The organism is Empedobacter sp. UBA5528 (assembly GCF_002426075.1).
Lineage (GTDB): Bacteria > Bacteroidota > Bacteroidia > Flavobacteriales > Weeksellaceae > Empedobacter > Empedobacter falsenii_B.
The window spans coordinates 189,564-206,603 of record NZ_DINY01000005.1 but is presented as its reverse complement, the minus strand read 5'-3'; the positions used below and the strand labels follow the sequence as shown (position 1 = coordinate 206,603).

16 protein-coding genes and 1 other RNA gene are annotated in these 17,040 nt (G+C 32.0%); 10 read left to right on the top strand and 7 right to left on the bottom strand.

Going from position 1 to position 17,040, the window contains the following annotated elements:
• Together rpsG and rpsL are read right to left on the bottom strand one after the other, a co-directional pair.
• Positions 1 to 477, bottom strand: a complete 477-nt coding sequence (gene rpsG / locus B4L98_RS01680; protein ID WP_019974210.1) for a 30S ribosomal protein S7 — start codon at positions 475 to 477, stop codon at positions 1 to 3.
• 12 nt (positions 478 to 489) lie between these two features.
• On the bottom strand, positions 490 to 873 hold the full coding sequence (rpsL, locus tag B4L98_RS01675) for a 30S ribosomal protein S12 (RefSeq protein WP_019974211.1): 384 nt from the start codon (positions 871 to 873) through the stop codon (positions 490 to 492).
• Positions 874 to 1,287: 414 nt separating this feature from the next.
• On the opposite strand from rpsL, the gene B4L98_RS01670 reads away from it, so the two are divergent.
• From B4L98_RS01670 to B4L98_RS01660, 3 genes are all read left to right on the top strand, one after another.
• Positions 1,288 to 1,932 carry a DUF47 domain-containing protein gene (locus B4L98_RS01670; RefSeq protein WP_038335434.1) on the top strand — a complete coding sequence of 215 codons (645 nt, stop codon included), beginning with the start codon at positions 1,288 to 1,290 and terminating at the stop codon, positions 1,930 to 1,932.
• Positions 1,933 to 1,954: 22 nt separating this feature from the next.
• Positions 1,955 to 3,061, top strand: coding sequence for an inorganic phosphate transporter (locus B4L98_RS01665; protein ID WP_052217794.1), 1,107 nt, complete (start codon positions 1,955 to 1,957; stop codon positions 3,059 to 3,061).
• Positions 3,062 to 3,163: 102 nt separating this feature from the next.
• Positions 3,164 to 4,264, top strand: a complete 1,101-nt coding sequence (locus B4L98_RS01660; RefSeq protein ID WP_291077383.1) for an inorganic phosphate transporter — start codon at positions 3,164 to 3,166, stop codon at positions 4,262 to 4,264.
• A 72-nt stretch (positions 4,265 to 4,336) separates the two neighbouring features.
• Here B4L98_RS01660 and B4L98_RS01655 read toward each other — a convergent pair whose 3' ends face one another.
• From B4L98_RS01655 to B4L98_RS01640, 4 genes are read right to left on the bottom strand one after another with little or no spacing between them, the layout of a single operon-like run.
• Positions 4,337 to 6,049, bottom strand: a complete 1,713-nt coding sequence (locus B4L98_RS01655) for a phospho-sugar mutase (RefSeq protein ID WP_291077381.1) — start codon at positions 6,047 to 6,049, stop codon at positions 4,337 to 4,339.
• Between the two features lie 9 nt (positions 6,050 to 6,058).
• Positions 6,059 to 6,763, bottom strand: coding sequence for a GIN domain-containing protein (locus tag B4L98_RS01650; RefSeq protein ID WP_125349699.1), 705 nt, complete (start codon positions 6,761 to 6,763; stop codon positions 6,059 to 6,061).
• A 17-nt stretch (positions 6,764 to 6,780) separates the two neighbouring features.
• Complete coding sequence (locus tag B4L98_RS01645; RefSeq protein WP_114998995.1) at positions 6,781 to 7,743, bottom strand: glycosyltransferase family 2 protein; 963 nt, start codon at positions 7,741 to 7,743, stop codon at positions 6,781 to 6,783.
• 3 nt (positions 7,744 to 7,746) lie between these two features.
• Positions 7,747 to 8,316, bottom strand: a complete 570-nt coding sequence (locus tag B4L98_RS01640; protein ID WP_291077379.1) for a DUF4199 family protein — start codon at positions 8,314 to 8,316, stop codon at positions 7,747 to 7,749.
• A 229-nt stretch (positions 8,317 to 8,545) separates the two neighbouring features.
• On the opposite strand from B4L98_RS01640, the gene ffs reads away from it, so the two are divergent.
• The 4 genes from ffs to B4L98_RS01620 all read left to right on the top strand — a co-directional run bounded on the left by ffs (position 8,546) and on the right by B4L98_RS01620 (position 12,980).
• Positions 8,546 to 8,644, top strand: an RNA gene (gene ffs, locus B4L98_RS01635) — signal recognition particle sRNA small type.
• Positions 8,645 to 8,725: 81 nt separating this feature from the next.
• The gene (locus B4L98_RS01630) at positions 8,726 to 10,378 is read left to right on the top strand and encodes a CTP synthase (protein ID WP_291077377.1); all 1,653 of its coding nucleotides are present in this window, start codon (positions 8,726 to 8,728) and stop codon (positions 10,376 to 10,378) included.
• The gene (gene yidC / locus B4L98_RS01625; protein WP_125349701.1) at positions 10,356 to 12,200 is read left to right on the top strand and encodes a membrane protein insertase YidC; all 1,845 of its coding nucleotides are present in this window, start codon (positions 10,356 to 10,358) and stop codon (positions 12,198 to 12,200) included. The genes B4L98_RS01630 and yidC overlap by 23 nt, the downstream gene beginning before the upstream one ends.
• 213 nt (positions 12,201 to 12,413) lie before the next feature.
• Positions 12,414 to 12,980, top strand: a complete 567-nt coding sequence (locus B4L98_RS01620) for an acetate uptake transporter (RefSeq protein ID WP_286495352.1) — start codon at positions 12,414 to 12,416, stop codon at positions 12,978 to 12,980.
• A gap of 66 nt (positions 12,981 to 13,046) precedes the next feature.
• Here the strand turns inward: B4L98_RS01620 and B4L98_RS01615 are convergent, their stop codons facing one another.
• Positions 13,047 to 13,358 (bottom strand): GlsB/YeaQ/YmgE family stress response membrane protein, encoded by a 312-nt coding sequence (locus B4L98_RS01615; protein WP_291049401.1) that lies wholly within the window; start codon positions 13,356 to 13,358, stop codon positions 13,047 to 13,049.
• A gap of 122 nt (positions 13,359 to 13,480) precedes the next feature.
• Here B4L98_RS01615 and glmM point away from each other — a divergent pair, with 122 nt between their 5' ends.
• The 3 genes from glmM (at position 13,481) to B4L98_RS01600 (ending at position 17,033) form a co-directional block, all read left to right on the top strand.
• The gene (gene glmM / locus B4L98_RS01610) at positions 13,481 to 14,863 is read left to right on the top strand and encodes a phosphoglucosamine mutase (protein ID WP_286495351.1); all 1,383 of its coding nucleotides are present in this window, start codon (positions 13,481 to 13,483) and stop codon (positions 14,861 to 14,863) included.
• 92 nt (positions 14,864 to 14,955) lie between these two features.
• Positions 14,956 to 16,335 (top strand): tetratricopeptide repeat protein, encoded by a 1,380-nt coding sequence (locus B4L98_RS01605; protein WP_038335374.1) that lies wholly within the window; start codon positions 14,956 to 14,958, stop codon positions 16,333 to 16,335.
• Positions 16,336 to 16,439: 104 nt separating this feature from the next.
• Positions 16,440 to 17,033: an ACP phosphodiesterase gene (locus B4L98_RS01600; RefSeq protein ID WP_280045538.1), complete on the top strand. Its 594-nt coding sequence runs from the start codon at positions 16,440 to 16,442 to the stop codon at positions 17,031 to 17,033.
• Positions 17,034 to 17,040: the final 7 nt, after the last annotated feature.

Below are 17,040 nucleotides of genomic sequence, written 5' to 3'. Positions count from 1 at the left end.
TTAGAATCTAAAGTGAGAGAATGCTTTGTTAGCTTCTGCCATTTTGTGAGTATCTTGACGTTTTTTAACGGCAGATCCTTCCTCTTTAGCAGCTGCAATAATTTCTCCAGCTAATTTTTGAGCCATCGATTTCTCGTTTCTATTACGAGAATATTTGATTAACCATTTCATTGCTGTTGAAATTTTACGATCTGGACGAATTTCCATTGGAATTTGGAATGTAGCTCCACCAACACGGCGAGAGCGCACTTCTACGTGAGGCATTACATTAGATAATGCTTCTTTCCAAATGTCTAATGAAGTTTTTTCTGCATCTTCTTTACGAGAATCTACGATTTCTAACGCATCATAGAAAATTTTGAATGCTACAGATTTTTTTCCGTCGTACATTAAGTTGTTTACGAAACGAGTTACTAACTGATCATTAAATTTAGGATCTGGAAGTAAAGGTCTTTTTTTAGCTCTTGTCTTTCTCATCTTACCTTAAATTTATTTTTTAGCATCTTTAGGACGTTTCGCTCCATACTTACTTCTACGTTGAGTACGTCCGTTTACTCCCGCAGTATCTAACGCTCCACGTACAATGTGGTAACGCACACCTGGTAAATCTTTAACTCTACCTCCTCTAACCAATACTATCGAGTGCTCTTGAAGATTATGACCTTCACCACCGATGTACGCGTTAACTTCTTTCCCGTTTGTTAATCTAACACGTGCAACTTTACGCATTGCTGAGTTAGGTTTCTTAGGAGTTGTAGTGTAAACACGTGTACAAACACCGCGGCGTTGTGGACATGATTCCAATGCAGCCGATTTACTCTTCTTGGTTAGTTTTTTTCTACCTTTTCTAACTAATTGTTGAATTGTTGGCATACTAATTAAATTTCCTTTTAAATTTGGATTAAACCCATTTTTTGGGCATGCAAAACTACAAATAATTTATACAAAAACAAATAATAATGGATTTATTTTACATTGATTTATAATTTTTTAAAGAATTATAAACTATATTTTACAGAATTTTAATTCAAGAATAACAAAACAAGTAAATTATCAATAAACCTAATTTTTGATAAGTGATAGTATCTTATCTACATCTATTGACAACAAAATTTATTAAAACTTTATCCTATATTATTTTTCTCTAAGCTAATAACTTTTCGTATTTTTAATTAATCTGAATATCATATAATTATCAATATATTTTAATAAAAACGTTCGTATAATATTTATTTAATGTTAATTTTACATTAGAAAAATTAATTTTGCACTTCAAAACATTATTGAATGTCGGTAAACTCATTTTTTAAATTATTTACTCCGAAGGATAAAGTATTCTATCCTTTGTTCGAGGAAGCTTCAAAAAGTTTAATCAAATTAGCTGAATTGTTACATGAATGTGTAAACGCTCCAGTTGAAGAACGCGAAGATTACATCGCGCAAATTTCTAAGATAGAAAGCAAAATTGAATATCTTACTCAAAAAACAAATTTAGAGTTAAGCAAAAACTTTATCACACCTTTTGACAGAGAAGATATTTATCAATTAGTAAAATCTATCGATTATGTTGCAGATAATTTAAATGGAGCAGCGAATCGTATCAATATTTATCAAGTAGATAAAATTACAAAATCTATCCGCAAAATTACAGCTGTTAACTTAGAGGCTTGTCAATTAATCGGAGAGGGAATTGAGCAATTGAAAGATTTGAGAAACGTAAATCGTATTTACGAAATATGTGAACGAATCAATAAATTAGAAAATAAATCGGATCGTATTTTTGATAAAGCAGTTCAGGAAATTTTCGAAAACGAAACTGATGTTAAAAATATCATCAAGTATAAGGAGGTTTTATCTTCATTAGAATCTGCAACAGACAAGTGTAAAAGTGTTGCTAACGTATTGGAAGCTGTAGCGGTAAAACATTCATAACCAAAACTTAATCTAAAAGATTATGACAGATTTTTTTTCAGCGTTTTCGAGCATGTTATCGTCTACGCCAGGAATGTTATTGATTACTATTATCGTCTTAGCTTTTGTTTTTGATTATATTAATGGTTTTCACGACGCCGCAAACTCAATTGCTACAATTGTTGCAACTAAGGTTTTAACGCCTTTTCAAGCTGTACTTTGGGCTGCCGCATTCAACTTTGCTGCTTACTTTATTTCAGTTTATTGGATTGGAGAATTTAAGATTGGTAACACTATTGCAAAGTCGGTTAACGAGCATTTTATTACACTAGAAGTTATTTTAGCTGGAATTATCGCTGCAATTTCTTGGAACTTATTAACATGGAAGTTTGGTATTCCTTCTTCTTCTTCTCATACATTAATTGGTGGTTTCATTGGAGCTGCATTAGCTCACGCCGGTGGTTTTTCTGCTGGTGGAGAAGATGTAATTGTTTACAAAAAAGTAATTCCAATTATTTGCTTTATCGTATTAGCACCATTAATTGGTATGATTATCGCCTCGATATTAACCATAATCACGCTTCACATTTGCAAAAGAGCCAAACCTGCAAAAGCAGAATGGTGGTTCAAGAAATTGCAATTAGTTTCTTCTGCTCTTTTCTCTTTAGGACACGGTATGAATGATGCGCAAAAAGTAATGGGAATTATTGGTGCTGCGGTTATTTTTTACCATATGAATGTAGATTTTGATCCTGAATATTTAAAAGCTGAAGATAAATTTCAATATTTTGTAGAACATTGGGGATGGGTTCCCATTACATCTTTCATCGTTATCGCATTAGGTACAATGGGTGGTGGATGGAAAATCATCAAAACAATGGGTTCTAAAATCACAAAAGTAACGCCATTAGAAGGTGTAGTTGCTGAAACATCTGGAGCAATGACGCTTTATATTTCTGAACATTTCGGGATTCCAGTTTCTACAACACATACAATTACTGGTTCTATTATTGGTGTAGGTTTAACGAAACGTGTTTCTGCAGTTCGTTGGGGAGTAACAATTAGTTTACTTTGGGCGTGGATACTTACTATTCCTGTCTCAGCATTATTAGCTGCATTAATCTATTATGTTGTAACGTTATTTATTTAAAATATCATTTCTAAAGGAGCTTAAATTAAGCTCCTTTTTTATTTTTGAAATAATTTTCGAAATTGATAAATGATAAGTTTAATAAAGTTTTAAATTTGCGCCATGCAATTAACTGTATTATTTATCATTATCGGCTTAGCCATTTTATTTGATTTCTTAAATGGTTTTCACGATGCCGCAAACTCTATTGCAACGGTTGTTACTACAAAGGTTTTAACTCCTATTCAAGCCGTTATATGGGCTGCATTCTTCAATTTTGTTGCTTTCTTCATTGCCAAATTTATCATTGGAGAATTTGGAGTTGCAGACACAATCGCAAAAATTATTAAAGAAGATGTTGTCGTCGCATTTGGATCCAATCCATCTATCGTTGTTATGGCGGCGCTTTCTGCAGCAATCACTTGGAATATTTTAACTTGGAAATTAGGAATCCCTTCCTCTTCATCTCACACCTTGATTGGTGGTTTAGCTGGAGGTGCATTAGCTGCAACAGGTTATGATTTTTCTGCTATTAACAGTACGATTATCTTAACGATTATCGCTTTTATTTTGGTTGCACCAATTATTGGTTTAGTCGCTGGTAATGTTATTTACATCATCACGCTGAATCTTTGTCGAAATGCAAAACCACATAAAGCAGATGCTTGGTTCAAGAAATTGCAATTAGTTTCTTCTGCGATGTTGAGTATTGGTCATGGTTTGAATGATTCTCAAAAAGTAATGGGAGTGATCACGTTTGCTTTACTTGCTAATCAAACTGCAATTGTTAATACGGATATGAATGATTGGATTTTGAATGATGTTTTCAATTGGAAGCATTGGTTCATCACAACAAGTAGTACTGATATTCACGATTGGGTTCCTATCATGTGTTTTTCTGCTATTGCAATTGGTACATTAGGAGGAGGAATGAAAATCTTAAAAACAATGGGTAATAAAATTACTAAAATTACACCTATCGAAGGTTTCACAGCTCAAACTGCTTCAGCAATAACTTTATTTTTTACAGAACACATTAAAATGCCTGTTTCTACTACACACGTTATTACAGGTTCTATTATTGGTGTTGGAATGGTAAAACGTATTTCTGCCGTTCGTTGGGGAGTTACAATCAGTTTACTTTGGGCTTGGATCTTAACTATTCCTGTTTCAGCTTTAATTGCTACTGGATTTTATTACTTTTTTAATTTATTTTTCAACTAAAGAAGCAAATATATCATACAAAAAAAAGACCTCTAAATAGAGGTCTTTTTTTGTATGATATAATATAAATTATTAACTAAAATCGTTTTTAAGTTGATCAACTTTATCTAATAACTGTTTTTGAATTTCTTTATATTCTCCTACATTTTGAATTGGAGCATTTACTGAGAAATAGTATTTAATTTTAGGTTCTGTTCCAGAAGGACGACAAGCAACCTTACTTCCATCTTCAGTATAGAAAATTAACACATTTGATTTTGGAACATCAATCGTTATTTCTTCTCCAGTTACTAAATCTTTATCAATTGAAGATTGAAAATCTTTTACACGAATAACTTTAGAACCTGCCAACTCTTTTGGAGCATTCGTTCTAAAATCAACCATCATTTGAGCGATTAATTCTGCACCTTCTTTTCCTGGTTTTACAATACTAATTAAATCTTCTTGATATGCTTTTCCGATTTCAAGATAGATTTCCATTAATTTATTGTACAGAGAACTTCCTTTTGCTTTTTGTACAGCAGCAATTTCAGAAACCAATAAAGCCGTAGTCACAGAATCTTTATCACGGATAAAGTCTCCAACCATAAATCCGAATGATTCTTCTCCTCCTCCAACAAAACTTTCTTTGCCTTCGAATTTGCGAATCATATCAGCAATCCATTTGAAACCTGTTAATCCTACTTTACAATCAACATTGAATTTCGCAGCAATATCATAGAAAATATCAGACGTTACGATTGTCGATCCGATAAATTCATTTCCAACTAATTTCCCCGATTTTTGCCATTTTTCTAATAAATAATAAGCCAAAACAGTATTCATTTGGTTACCATTTAATAAAACAATTTCACCTTCATTGTTACGCGTTGCAACACCTACACGATCCGCATCAGGATCTGTTCCAATCACAACATCAGCACCAATTTCATTCGCTAAAGTAACTGCCATAGTCAAAGCCTCTGGTTCTTCTGGATTTGGCGATTTTACTGTTGGGAAATCTCCACTTGGAATTGCTTGTTCAGCAACTTGATGAACTTGAGTAAAACCAGCTTTATCAAAAGCTTTTGGCGTAATTGCAACGGCAGTTCCGTGAATAGAAGTAAAAACAATTTTTATATCTTCCTTACCATCTTGTGTAAAACTTCCGTTCGCTACACATGCATCAATAAAAGCTTCATCAATTTCTTTACCTATATACGTTAACAATGCATCGTTACCTTGAAATTTGATTTCTTCTACTTTTACATTATTTACTTCATTAATAATTTCTCCATCTTGTGGCGGAACAATTTGCGCTCCATCATTCCAATAAACTTTGTAACCATTGTAAATCGGAGGATTGTGGGAAGCTGTCAACACAATTCCAGCATCACAACCTAAATGACGAACTGTAAAAGACAATTCTGGCGTTGGGCGAAAAGATTCAAACAAATAAACGTTGATTCCATTCGCAGTCAAAACATCGGCAACCATTTTTGCAAACGTATCCGAATTGTGACGAACATCGTATGCAATCGCAACTTTTTTCTCTTTATTCGGAAATTGTTGATTAATATAATTTGCTAAACCTTGCGTTGCTGCACCAAGTGTATATTTGTTTAAACGATTTGTTCCAACACCCATTATACCACGCATTCCTCCTGTTCCAAACTCAAGGTTTTTATAAAAAGAATCGTCTAATTCGGTTGGATTATTATCAATTAAATCTTGAACAGCTTTTCTTGTTTCCGCATCATAAGCGTCAGAAAGCCATAATTTAGCATTATCTAAACTTGAAGTCATTCTTATCTTTTATTTTTTTAATACTTGGGCGCGGTCGGCAATTTTTGTATCCTTATTAGGATCGCCCATAAAATTTACAATTGAGTTTCCTTTTGCAGAACCATATAAGGTTTGGCGTGCATTGATGTCTAATAAAGCGTTATCATCTGTTGTGAAATTAGCTTCATTGACCTCGTATTTGAATAAATTCAATTGTGCTTCGCCATAAGCTTTCACTTTCATAGTTCCAGCAGTTCCTTCTAACATAATATTAGATTGATCATCTGCTTTCAAATCAAAGTTGTTTGTAATCAAAAAAGTTTGATTAATTCTCGCTTGATCTTTCGCAGAGATAGTCAATTCATCAACATTCAATGTTCCAGAAGTAGTCAAAGAAGTTTGTTTATTTGCATCAATCTTTTCTAAATCTCGTGTCACATAAACGTACAAATCATAGGCACTATAATGGTCTACATTTGATTTTTCTTTGATTGTAACCGCATTATTTTTTGCTTCAACTTCTAAATTATCAATAATATTTTGATGCGATTCTACTTTAACTCCAGATTTATTTCCTGGAACTAAAATAACATTACAATTACACGAAACGCTCAAATCTTTGATATTATCAGCTGTATATTCTTTTTGAGCCGTTGCAGCACCTTCTCCATCAATTGATGATGAACACGAAGTTGCAACTAAACCTAAAAATCCTAATAAAAATATTTTCTTCATAGTAGTTGGTTATTTAATTAGTTTAAATTCAATTCTTTTTGAACTAAATACAATTGTTTTTCGCGATTATTGCGAACAATTAACTCGCCCAAAAATCCCGCCAAAAATAATTGCGTTCCTAAAATCATAAAAACTAACGAAATATAAAAATAAGGACTATCTGTGATTAATCTGGCTGGTGTATGGGAAATATAAACTTTATATAATTTCTCGATTCCTAAATAAAATGAAGCGAAAAACCCTAAAATAAACATCAATGTACCCAATAAACCGAAAATATGCATTGGTTTATTCCCAAACCTTGACGCAAAGAAAAGTGTAATCAAATCCAAGAAACCATTTACAAAACGATTTGCTCCAAATTTTGAAACACCATATTTACGCGCTTGATGTTTTACTTTTTTCTCAATAATTTTCGAATATCCCGCATTTTTCGCTAAAACAGGAATATAACGGTGCATATCACCATACAATTCGATATTTTGCGTTACTTCCCAACGATAAGCTTTCAAACCACAGTTAAAATCGTGCAATTTTACACCAGAGGTTTTACGTGCTACACCATTGAATAATTTCGAAGGAAGATTTTTTGTCAATTTATTATCTTGACGATTTTCTTTCCAACCCGAAACAATATCTGCTTTTTGGTTTTTCAGCATTTTGTATAACGACGGTATTTCCTCAGGAAAATCTTGTAAATCTGCATCCATAGTAATCACAACATCTCCTTTCACTTCTTTAAAAGCCGCGCTAAGTGCTGGAGACTTACCATAATTTTTACGGAATTTAATTCCTTTCACTTCTGTATTGAAGTTGGCAATATACTCTATAATTTGCCACGAATCATCTGTACTCCCGTCATCAACGAAAATAACTTCGAATGTAAAATCATTCTGTTCACAGACTTTTTTGATTCTGTAGAATAATTCCTCTAAGGAATCTTGTTCGTTCAGTAAAGGAACAACAACTGAAATATCCATATGTTAAAAAACACGTTTTTTTAAGAATTGTGAAAACATCGCTGCAATTGCGATGTAGAAAGATAAGAAAATTGAGGATAATCCGAAGAAGTTTTTCACAGTAAATAAATTAAGTGTTTTATAATCATCCGAATTTCTAAATGTTTCGATATCTTTTGCGACTTTTGGATCAGACATATTAGACGTGAAAGTATCTAATAACCCTTGTTTCAAACTATCTTGTGCCCATTCTCCATAAGTATTGAAGAATACAAAAATAACAATCAAACTCATGATTCCTGCAAAGAAAATCGTGTAGAAACCAACTTTGAAACCTTCTTTGAAAGTCATTAATTCTTCTGAAGTTTGATGATTTTTTGCTTTATTTTTCGATAAATTGAAAATTGTTAAGAAACAATATAATGCATATAAAGGTAATACAATAAAACAGCAAATCATAAAGCTGTAAGTGTAATAATCTTTTACAGAAACTGTTCCGTTTAACGAAAAATAAAAGTAAAGTGCGAAAAACAATGCTAATGTAATTGCCGTAAGCACCAAAGAGTTTTTGAAAATTTTATTAAAACTAATCATTCTGCAAAGATAATTATATCTCGTAATTCTTTCTCTATTAAATTGTATGATTTAAAAAGGAATTTATCTTCATAAATTCTTTTCTTCAATTATTTTTTACAATATCAATTACTTTTTTAGTTCTAATTTTTATTTGTAAATCAATCTATTAATTCAATCAGACCTAAGCAACAAGAAAGTTTTTTCAATAAACACTTTTATTTTTACAAAACTTTCTTACCTTTGCATCAGGCAAGTCCTACACAACCAGCTCCTGTTGAATCCTCCAGGACGGGAACGTAGCAAAGGTATACGGTCGTAGCGGTGTGATGTAGATCGCTTGCCTATTTTTATTTCTCTAAATTTCACTCCCACTTTTTTTTACCCCATTATTTATTCGTAAATTTGCAACCATTGATTTAAAGATTCAATGGAAACAAACAAAGCACCAAAGTACATTTTCGTTACCGGAGGAGTAACATCGTCGTTAGGAAAAGGAATCGTAGCATCATCATTAGGAATGCTACTAGAAGCAAGAGGATATAGAGTAACAATTCAGAAATTGGATCCCTATATAAATGTAGACCCAGGAACACTTAATCCTTACGAACATGGAGAATGTTACGTTACGGAAGACGGTGCAGAGACCGATTTAGATTTAGGACATTATGAGCGTTTCTTGAACCGCGCAACATCTCGTGCTAACTCAGTTACTACAGGTCGTATTTATCAAACAGTTATAGAAAAAGAACGTCGTGGAGATTATTTAGGAAAAACAGTTCAGGTTGTTCCTCATATCACAAACGAAATCAAACGTCGTATCAAATTATTAGGTAATACAGGTGATTATGATATCATCATTACTGAAATTGGAGGTACGGTTGGAGATATTGAGTCTTTACCTTATATCGAATCTATCCGTCAGTTAACTTGGGAATTAGGAGAACATAATTCTTCTGTTATTCACTTAACATTAGTCCCTTATTTAGCTGCTGCGGGTGAATTAAAAACAAAACCTACTCAACATTCTGTTCGTACATTAATGGAAAATGGTATTCATGCCAATGTTTTAGTTACACGTACAGAGCGTCATTTACCAAAAGATGTAAAAGCTAAATTGGCTTTATTCTGTAATGTTCGCAAAGAAAATGTAATCGAAAGTATGGATGCAGACACAATTTATGAGGTTCCATTCTTATTACATGAACAAAATTTTGACGAAGTTGTTTTAAAAGGCTTAGATTTGCCAACTGATCAAGAACCAGATTTTACAGTTTGGAACAAATTCTTATCAAATCATAAAAATCCTAAAAACGAAATCGAAATTGCTTTAGTTGGTAAATACGTTTCGTTACACGATTCTTATAAATCAATTACAGAGGCATTTACACATGCTGCTGCAACTTGCGAAACGAATGTAAAAGTTCGTTGGGTATATTCTGGTGATATTACAGAAGACAATGTTGGAGAGCAGTTGAAAGGCGTTTCGGGAATTTTGATTGCACCAGGTTTTGGAGATCGTGGTATTTTAGGTAAAATAATTGCTGCAAATTATGCACGAAGAAATAATATTCCAACATTAGGAATTTGTTTGGGAATGCAAATTATGGCAATCGAATTTGCGCGTAATGTTTTAGGTTACGAAAAAGCAGATTCAGCAGAAATGGATTTAACAACGCCTTATCCTGTTATCAGTTTGATGGAAGATCAAAAAGATGTTTCGGACAAAGGAGGAACAATGCGTTTAGGAAATTGGAAATGTGAATTAACTCCTAATTCAAAAATTGAGAAAATTTACAACACAACCGAAATCTTAGAACGTCATCGTCATAGATATGAATTCAACAATGATTTTTACGATGAATTTATTGAAAACAATTTTATTCCAGTTGGTAAAAACCCTGAAACAGAATTAGTAGAAATTTTAGAACATAATCAACACCCATATTATATAGGTGTACAATTCCATCCGGAATATAAAAGTACAGTTGCTTCGCCACATCCTTTATTTATAAGTTTTATCGAAGCTTCTTTATTGAATAAACAAAATGATTTATTAAATGCAACAAGAGAAAAAATTTGATTTTAACCAAACGATTGGTTTTATTTTAATTGCAATTCTTTTTGGCGTATTCTATTTTCTAAACAAACCTTCGGAAGCGGAGGTCGAAGCTCAGAAAAAAGAATTAGTTCAAAAGCAAGAGCAAGCAAAAAAACAGGAACAATTAAATAAAACAGCTACAACACAAGCTTTTCAAACTGTAGATCCTACATTAGCAAAAGATATTGAAGTTAGTAATGATAAATTAAAAGTTACTTTTTCGCCAAAAGGAGCTCAAATTTCTGACGTACAAATCGTTGGATATACAGCTTACAATGACAAAAAAGATGGACACAAAGATCTTTTACATTTGATAAAAGATGGATCAAGTAAGTTCAACTTATCATTCAAAACAAAACAAGGAGCTGTTCTTAATGTTTCGGATTTAGTTTTTGTGCCTCAAGTACAGAAAAATGCGAACAATACAATTGTTACGTTTACAGCGAATGCTCAAAATAGTCAAATTCAATACATCTATACATTAGGAGATTCTTATGGTATCGATTTCGAAATTAAAACGCAAGGTTTATCTAACATCACTTCTGAGAAAAATGTAGATTTAGCGTGGACAATGGACGGTTTCAGTACTGAGAAAGGGAAAGATCAAGAAAAATATTGGTCGCATACTTATTTTCAGTTCAAAGGAAACAAAGACATCGAATACGAATTATTTGGTTCTGACGAATGGGAAGAAGAGGAAGCTATTTCTTGGGTAGCCAACAAACAACAATTCTTCGCAACAGTTTTATCAAATGATGAAGGGTTTAAAACAACAAAAGGTGGTTCTAAAAACTCTGATAAAGAGGATTTAACTTATAGTAAACACTATCACTTAAACTCTAAATTAGAGTTGAAAAATAGTGAAATCAATTCTAAATTCACATGGGATTTTATTCCATTGGATTATAAAATGTTGAAAGATTACAACGACAAAGGATTCCAAAACTTAATTGACTTTGGTTGGGGATTATTTGGTTGGTTGAATAAATATTTCTTCTTGAATGTTTTCAAATGGTTAGCTTCAGTAGGAATCACTTACGGATGGGTAATCTTTTTGATGACAATCGTTGTAAAATTGATTTTATCTCCAATTATGTACAAACAATACCGTCAATCTGCATTGATGAAAGTTGTTCGTCCAGAGTTGAATGAAATCAACGAAAAATACAAGGATCCAAAAGATGCGATGAAGAAGCAACAAGAAACAATGGCAATTTATCGTAATGCAGGAATCAATCCATTAGCAGGATGTTTACCAGCATTATTACAAATTCCTATTTTCTATGCGTTATTCCGTTTCTTCCCGAACTTAATCGACTTGAGAGGTGTTCCTTTCTGGTTCGTAGATGATTTAACAGCATTCGATGATTTAATCAAATTACCAGAATGGGTTCCATTCCTTAATGGTCACTTAAGTGTATTCGCTTTATTATACATTGTTGCAATGATGATTTATTTTAAAGTTTCTGGATCTATGGATAACTTCCAAATGCCACAACAAGAAGGAATGCCAAACATGCAATTCATGAAATACATGATGTATGTAATGCCAGTTTTCTTCTTTGTATTCCTTAACAATTACGCTTCAGGTTTATCTTGGTATTATTTAGTATCCAATGCGATTAATATTTTCATCGTGTTATATATTAAGAAATATATGATTCACGAAGCGAAGATTCATCAAATCATCGAAACAAATAAAACGAAACCTAAAAAAACAGGTAAGTTTGCTTCGAAAATGCAAGAAATGATGAAACAAGCTCAAGAAATGCAAGAGCAACAACAAAAGAACAAAAAGAAATAATCACATTATATTTCAAATTCAAAAATCCGTTAATAATAATTAACGGATTTTTTTATTTATTTAAGACAATAAAAATTTTAGTAACCAATTTATTAAATATCAATAATTTATTCATTTAAAATACTTTTGTAGTGTACGTTACACACTTTTTATGAATAAATTCTTTTTTATTTATTATTTTCAGATTATTATTGTCTAAAAATAATAAATAACATGAATAATATTTACTCGATTAAAGACCAAACAGCAAACCCTGGACCTTTAGGATTATTTGGTTTTGCAATGACAACTGTTTTATTAAACATACACAATGCAGGCTTTTTTCCTGTTAATAGTATGATTATGGGAATGGGTGTTTTCTTTGGAGGTGGAGCACAATTTGTGGCTGGCGTTATGGAATGGAAAAAAGGAAACAACTTTGGTAGTATTGCATTCATGTCTTATGGTGCTTTTTGGTTAACACTTGTATTTATATGGTTAGCACCGATGTTTGGCGTAGAAAAACCGGACGGAAATGCAATGGGATGTTATTTAGGAATGTGGGGATTATTTACATTAATCAACTTTTTACAAACATTAAAAGGTAATTTGGTCGGAAAATTATTATTTGGTTCGTTAACCTTATTATTCTTGTTATTAGCAGCAGGTAACTTTACAGGAAGTCAAAGTATTTTACATTTTGCTGGTTGGACAGGAATCATCTGCGGATTTATTGCTTTTTACGAAGCTTCTGCAATTATGATTAATCAGAAATACGAAAAAGCAATTCTTCCTTTATAAATAATATGAATAAAAAAAATCCTTTATCAGAGACTGATAAAGGATTTTTTTTATAATTGAAATGAATTATTTATTAAACATTGGTGCTAATAATTTTTTCCAGATAAATAATAAAATTAATGATCCTAAAATTGAAAAAATCCAATCCAACGGACTGAAAAAACTCACTTCTCCATCATGAGAAATTCCTAAAATTGTACGCATATAAGCTCCTAAATATGCACCAACAATACCTATAAGTGCAGTTACCCAAAATCCTCCCGGATCTTTACCTGGCATTATTGCTTTAGCAATTCCAGCACAAATTAAACCGAACACTAAGTATACCAAAAAGCTCCAAACTCCGGTAATACCTAACATAATAAATGAAGTTGTCATCATAATTAATAGTATTTTTTATGGTTTTAAAAATTGTTAAGTAAATCTTAACTAAAATCGTTCCAAAAAGATAAGAAAAGTTTTTGTAATTTGTAAATTTGTAACACTATAAAATAAAATTTATGTCTCTAATCAAATCTATTTCAGGTTTTCGTGGAACAATCGGAGGAAAACCGGGAGATAATTTAACTCCTATAGACGCTGTAAAATTCGCAGCTGCTTACGGAACTTGGCTTAAGAATCAATCAAATCAATCAGAATATAAAGTAATTGTAGGTCGTGACGCTCGTATTTCTGGACAAATGGTTTCTCAATTAGTTTGTTCAACTTTACAAGGATTAGGAATTAATGTTGTCGATTTAGGTTTATCTACTACTCCAACTGTAGAAGTTATGGTGACACATTTACATGCAGATGGAGGAATTATTTTAACTGCTTCTCACAATCCAAAAGAATGGAATGCGTTGAAATTATTGAATGCAAAAGGAGAATTTGTTTCTGCAACAGATGGTGCGCAAATTTTAGCTTTCGCAGATAAAGATGATTATACATTTGCTAAAGTTGATGATTTAGGTTCTTATGAAACTTTTGATGATGCAATTGATTTACATATCGAGAAAATTTTGGCTTTGCCATTAGTGAATGCAAAAGCGATTCAAGAGAAAAATTTCAAAGTTGCGATTGACGCAGTAAATTCAACTGGAGGAATTGCAATTCCTAAGTTATTACAACGTTTAGGTGTAATTCATTACGATATGTATTGCGAGCCAAACGGACATTTTCCTCATAATCCAGAGCCTTTAAAAGAACATTTAGGTGATATCTGTAAAAAAGTAATCGACGAACAAGCTGATTTCGGAATTGTGGTAGATCCAGATGTTGACCGTTTAGCAATTATCGATGAGAAAGGTGAAATGTTTGGAGAAGAATACACATTAGTTGCAGTCGCAGATTATGTATTGTCAAAAACGCCTTCAGCAACAGTTTCTAACTTATCTTCTTCTCGTGCATTACGCGATATTTCTGAAAAATATGGTCAAAAATATTCACCATCAGCAGTTGGAGAAGTAAATGTTGTAGTTGAAATGAAAAACGTTGATGCTAAAATTGGTGGAGAAGGAAACGGTGGTATTATTTATCCAGAATTACACTACGGGCGCGATTCTTTAGTAGGAATTGCTTTATTCTTGACATATTTAGCTGAACAAGATAAATCAGTTTCAGAATTGAGAGCTTCTTATCCAGCATATTTTATGGCGAAAAAGAAAATCGAATTAACACCAGAAATCAATGTTGACGAATTGTTAGTTAAAATTCAGGAAGTTTACAAAAACGAAGAAATCAATACGGTTGATGGAGTTAAAATTGATTTCCCTACAGAATGGGTTCATTTAAGAAAATCAAACACAGAGCCAATTATTCGTATTTATACTGAAAGTACCTCAGAAGAAAATGCAAATAAATTAGCTGATAAAATGATCGAAAGCATAAAAAATATCATCTAAAACAATCTATTTTAATTGTTTAACAAATGTGCAAAACTCTAACAATTCGTTATGATTTTTGCACATTTTATTTTGTAAATTAGTCTATCACTATGGACGAAGATTTTTTTAATAACGAGCTAATTGAAGGTTTTGAGCAAATGCTTGATAATCGTGAATATAAGTATTACGATTCGGAGGATTTGGTCGAAATTATTGAGTTCTATCTTGAAGTAAATGATAGCGAATATGCAAAACGTTCGTTGGATTTTGCAGAAAAAATGCATCCCGAGAATATAGATATCAAAATCAAGAGAATCGAATATTTTCTTACAACTGAGGATTTAAAAAAAGCTGCAAAACTCATCAAAGATTTAAAAGATTTAGCTGCAAACGAATTAGATTACCTTCTTGTACAAGCACGTTTTTGGGGATTGAAAAATATGCCTCGAAAAGCGATAAATTTTTATGAAGAAGCTTTGCAAATAGACGAAGAAGAAACTGATTTTATTTGCAATTGTATCGGAAATGAATATTTGAATTTAGATGAAGTTCATTCTGCGTTAATTGCTTTCAAAAAAGCATTGAAATTCAATCCAGAAAACGATTATACTTTCTACTCTATTATTCAATGCTACGAAGAAATTCATAATCCTGATGAATGCATCGAATTTTTAAAAGATTTTATTGACGATAATCCATATTCGGAAGTTTCTTGGTTGCAACTTGGTCTGTTGTACAATCACAAAAAAATGTATGACGAAGCTATAAATGCATTGGATTACGTGCTCGCGATTAATCCTAACTCTATTGTTGGTCATGCTAACAAAGCGCTTTCATTGGAAGAATTAGGAGAATATAATAAAGCAATAGAAACGCTAGAAGAAACATTAGAATTTGATGATTCGCCCGCTGTTACGCATATGAAAATTGGTGAATTGTACGAAAAGTTAGAGAAACCACAAAAAGCATTGAAAGCTTATCATATTGCGATAAAAGAAGATCCGCAATTGGATAAAGTTTGGGCAAAAACAGCTTCGCTTTACAACAAATTAGGAAATATAGAGGAAGCCGAATATTACATTCAGCGTGCAATAGAATTGAATGGCGATAGTTACGAATATTATACAGATTCAACTTACTATTTTCTGAAACAAATGAAGTTTGAAGAAGCTATAAAAAACCTTTCGAAATTGGTTCAATTAAAGCCTTTAGTTTTCCATACTTGGTTTGCTTACGTCGAAACTTTAATTGCTGTTGGCGAATACGAGGAAGCGATTGCAGTCTTATTAACAGGCGCTTTAAAGAATTTTAATCGTGCCGAATTTTTCTATCAATTGAGTAATGTCTATTATATTACAGAGCAAGATCAATTAGGAAATGAAGCGTTGCAAAATGCATTAAGTTTGGATCGAAATTTAAAAGATTCTATGATCGAATATTATCCGATTTTAGAAGAAAAAATCAATCAAATTTCTGGAAATAACGAATAAAAATATAATTCTTAAGCCATCTTTTTTAGATGGCTTTTTTCTTCACAGTAAAATAACACAGGTTTATTCAAAAAAACTTAACTTTATGATACTAAACAAGCCTTATGAACTTTGTCGCACATCAATATTTATCTTTCGGAAATCAATCGCTTCAAATTGGAAATTTGCTTGGTGAAACTGTAAAGGGAAAACAATATTTAGATTTTCCAGAAGATATTCAGAAAGGCATTTTATTGCATCGTTCAATTGATACATTTACAGATTCTCACGAAACTGTCAAACAAAGTTCAAGTTATTTTCACGAAACACAACACAAATTTGCACCAATTATTATTGATGTGATTTATGATTATTTTTTGATTAAATATTGGAATAATTATTCTGAAACTCCTTTCGAAAAATTCAAATCAGATTGTTATCAATTATTTAAGGATGAATACAATTCGCTTCCAAAAAAACTACAAGAAATCATTTTTTATTTGTTGAAATATGATTGGTTCGAAAATTATTCGACCATAGAAGGCGTTCAAAAAACATTAAAAGGAATCGGAAGTCGAGCAAAATTTGAGAATAATTTACATCAAATCATTCCCGAATTTGAAAAAAATTATGCGAATCTAGAAACTGATTTTCTATCATTTTTTCCTCAAATCCAAACGCATTGCAAGAACTTTGTATTCATTGATTCTCAAGTCTAAATTTCAT

Coding starts and splice junctions, on each gene's coding strand:
- rpsG (WP_019974210.1), bottom strand. CDS start 477: ATGAGAAAGACAAGAGCTAAAAAAAGACCTTTACTTCCAGATCCTAAA.
- rpsL (WP_019974211.1), bottom strand. CDS start 873: ATGCCAACAATTCAACAATTAGTTAGAAAAGGTAGAAAAAAACTAACC.
- B4L98_RS01670 (WP_038335434.1), top strand. CDS start 1,288: ATGTCGGTAAACTCATTTTTTAAATTATTTACTCCGAAGGATAAAGTA.
- B4L98_RS01665 (WP_052217794.1), top strand. CDS start 1,955: ATGACAGATTTTTTTTCAGCGTTTTCGAGCATGTTATCGTCTACGCCA.
- B4L98_RS01660 (WP_291077383.1), top strand. CDS start 3,164: ATGCAATTAACTGTATTATTTATCATTATCGGCTTAGCCATTTTATTT.
- B4L98_RS01655 (WP_291077381.1), bottom strand. CDS start 6,049: ATGACTTCAAGTTTAGATAATGCTAAATTATGGCTTTCTGACGCTTAT.
- B4L98_RS01650 (WP_125349699.1), bottom strand. CDS start 6,763: ATGAAGAAAATATTTTTATTAGGATTTTTAGGTTTAGTTGCAACTTCG.
- B4L98_RS01645 (WP_114998995.1), bottom strand. CDS start 7,743: ATGGATATTTCAGTTGTTGTTCCTTTACTGAACGAACAAGATTCCTTA.
- B4L98_RS01640 (WP_291077379.1), bottom strand. CDS start 8,316: ATGATTAGTTTTAATAAAATTTTCAAAAACTCTTTGGTGCTTACGGCA.
- B4L98_RS01630 (WP_291077377.1), top strand. CDS start 8,726: ATGGAAACAAACAAAGCACCAAAGTACATTTTCGTTACCGGAGGAGTA.
- yidC (WP_125349701.1), top strand. CDS start 10,356: ATGCAACAAGAGAAAAAATTTGATTTTAACCAAACGATTGGTTTTATT.
- B4L98_RS01620 (WP_286495352.1), top strand. CDS start 12,414: ATGAATAATATTTACTCGATTAAAGACCAAACAGCAAACCCTGGACCT.
- B4L98_RS01615 (WP_291049401.1), bottom strand. CDS start 13,358: ATGACAACTTCATTTATTATGTTAGGTATTACCGGAGTTTGGAGCTTT.
- glmM (WP_286495351.1), top strand. CDS start 13,481: ATGTCTCTAATCAAATCTATTTCAGGTTTTCGTGGAACAATCGGAGGA.
- B4L98_RS01605 (WP_038335374.1), top strand. CDS start 14,956: ATGGACGAAGATTTTTTTAATAACGAGCTAATTGAAGGTTTTGAGCAA.
- B4L98_RS01600 (WP_280045538.1), top strand. CDS start 16,440: ATGAACTTTGTCGCACATCAATATTTATCTTTCGGAAATCAATCGCTT.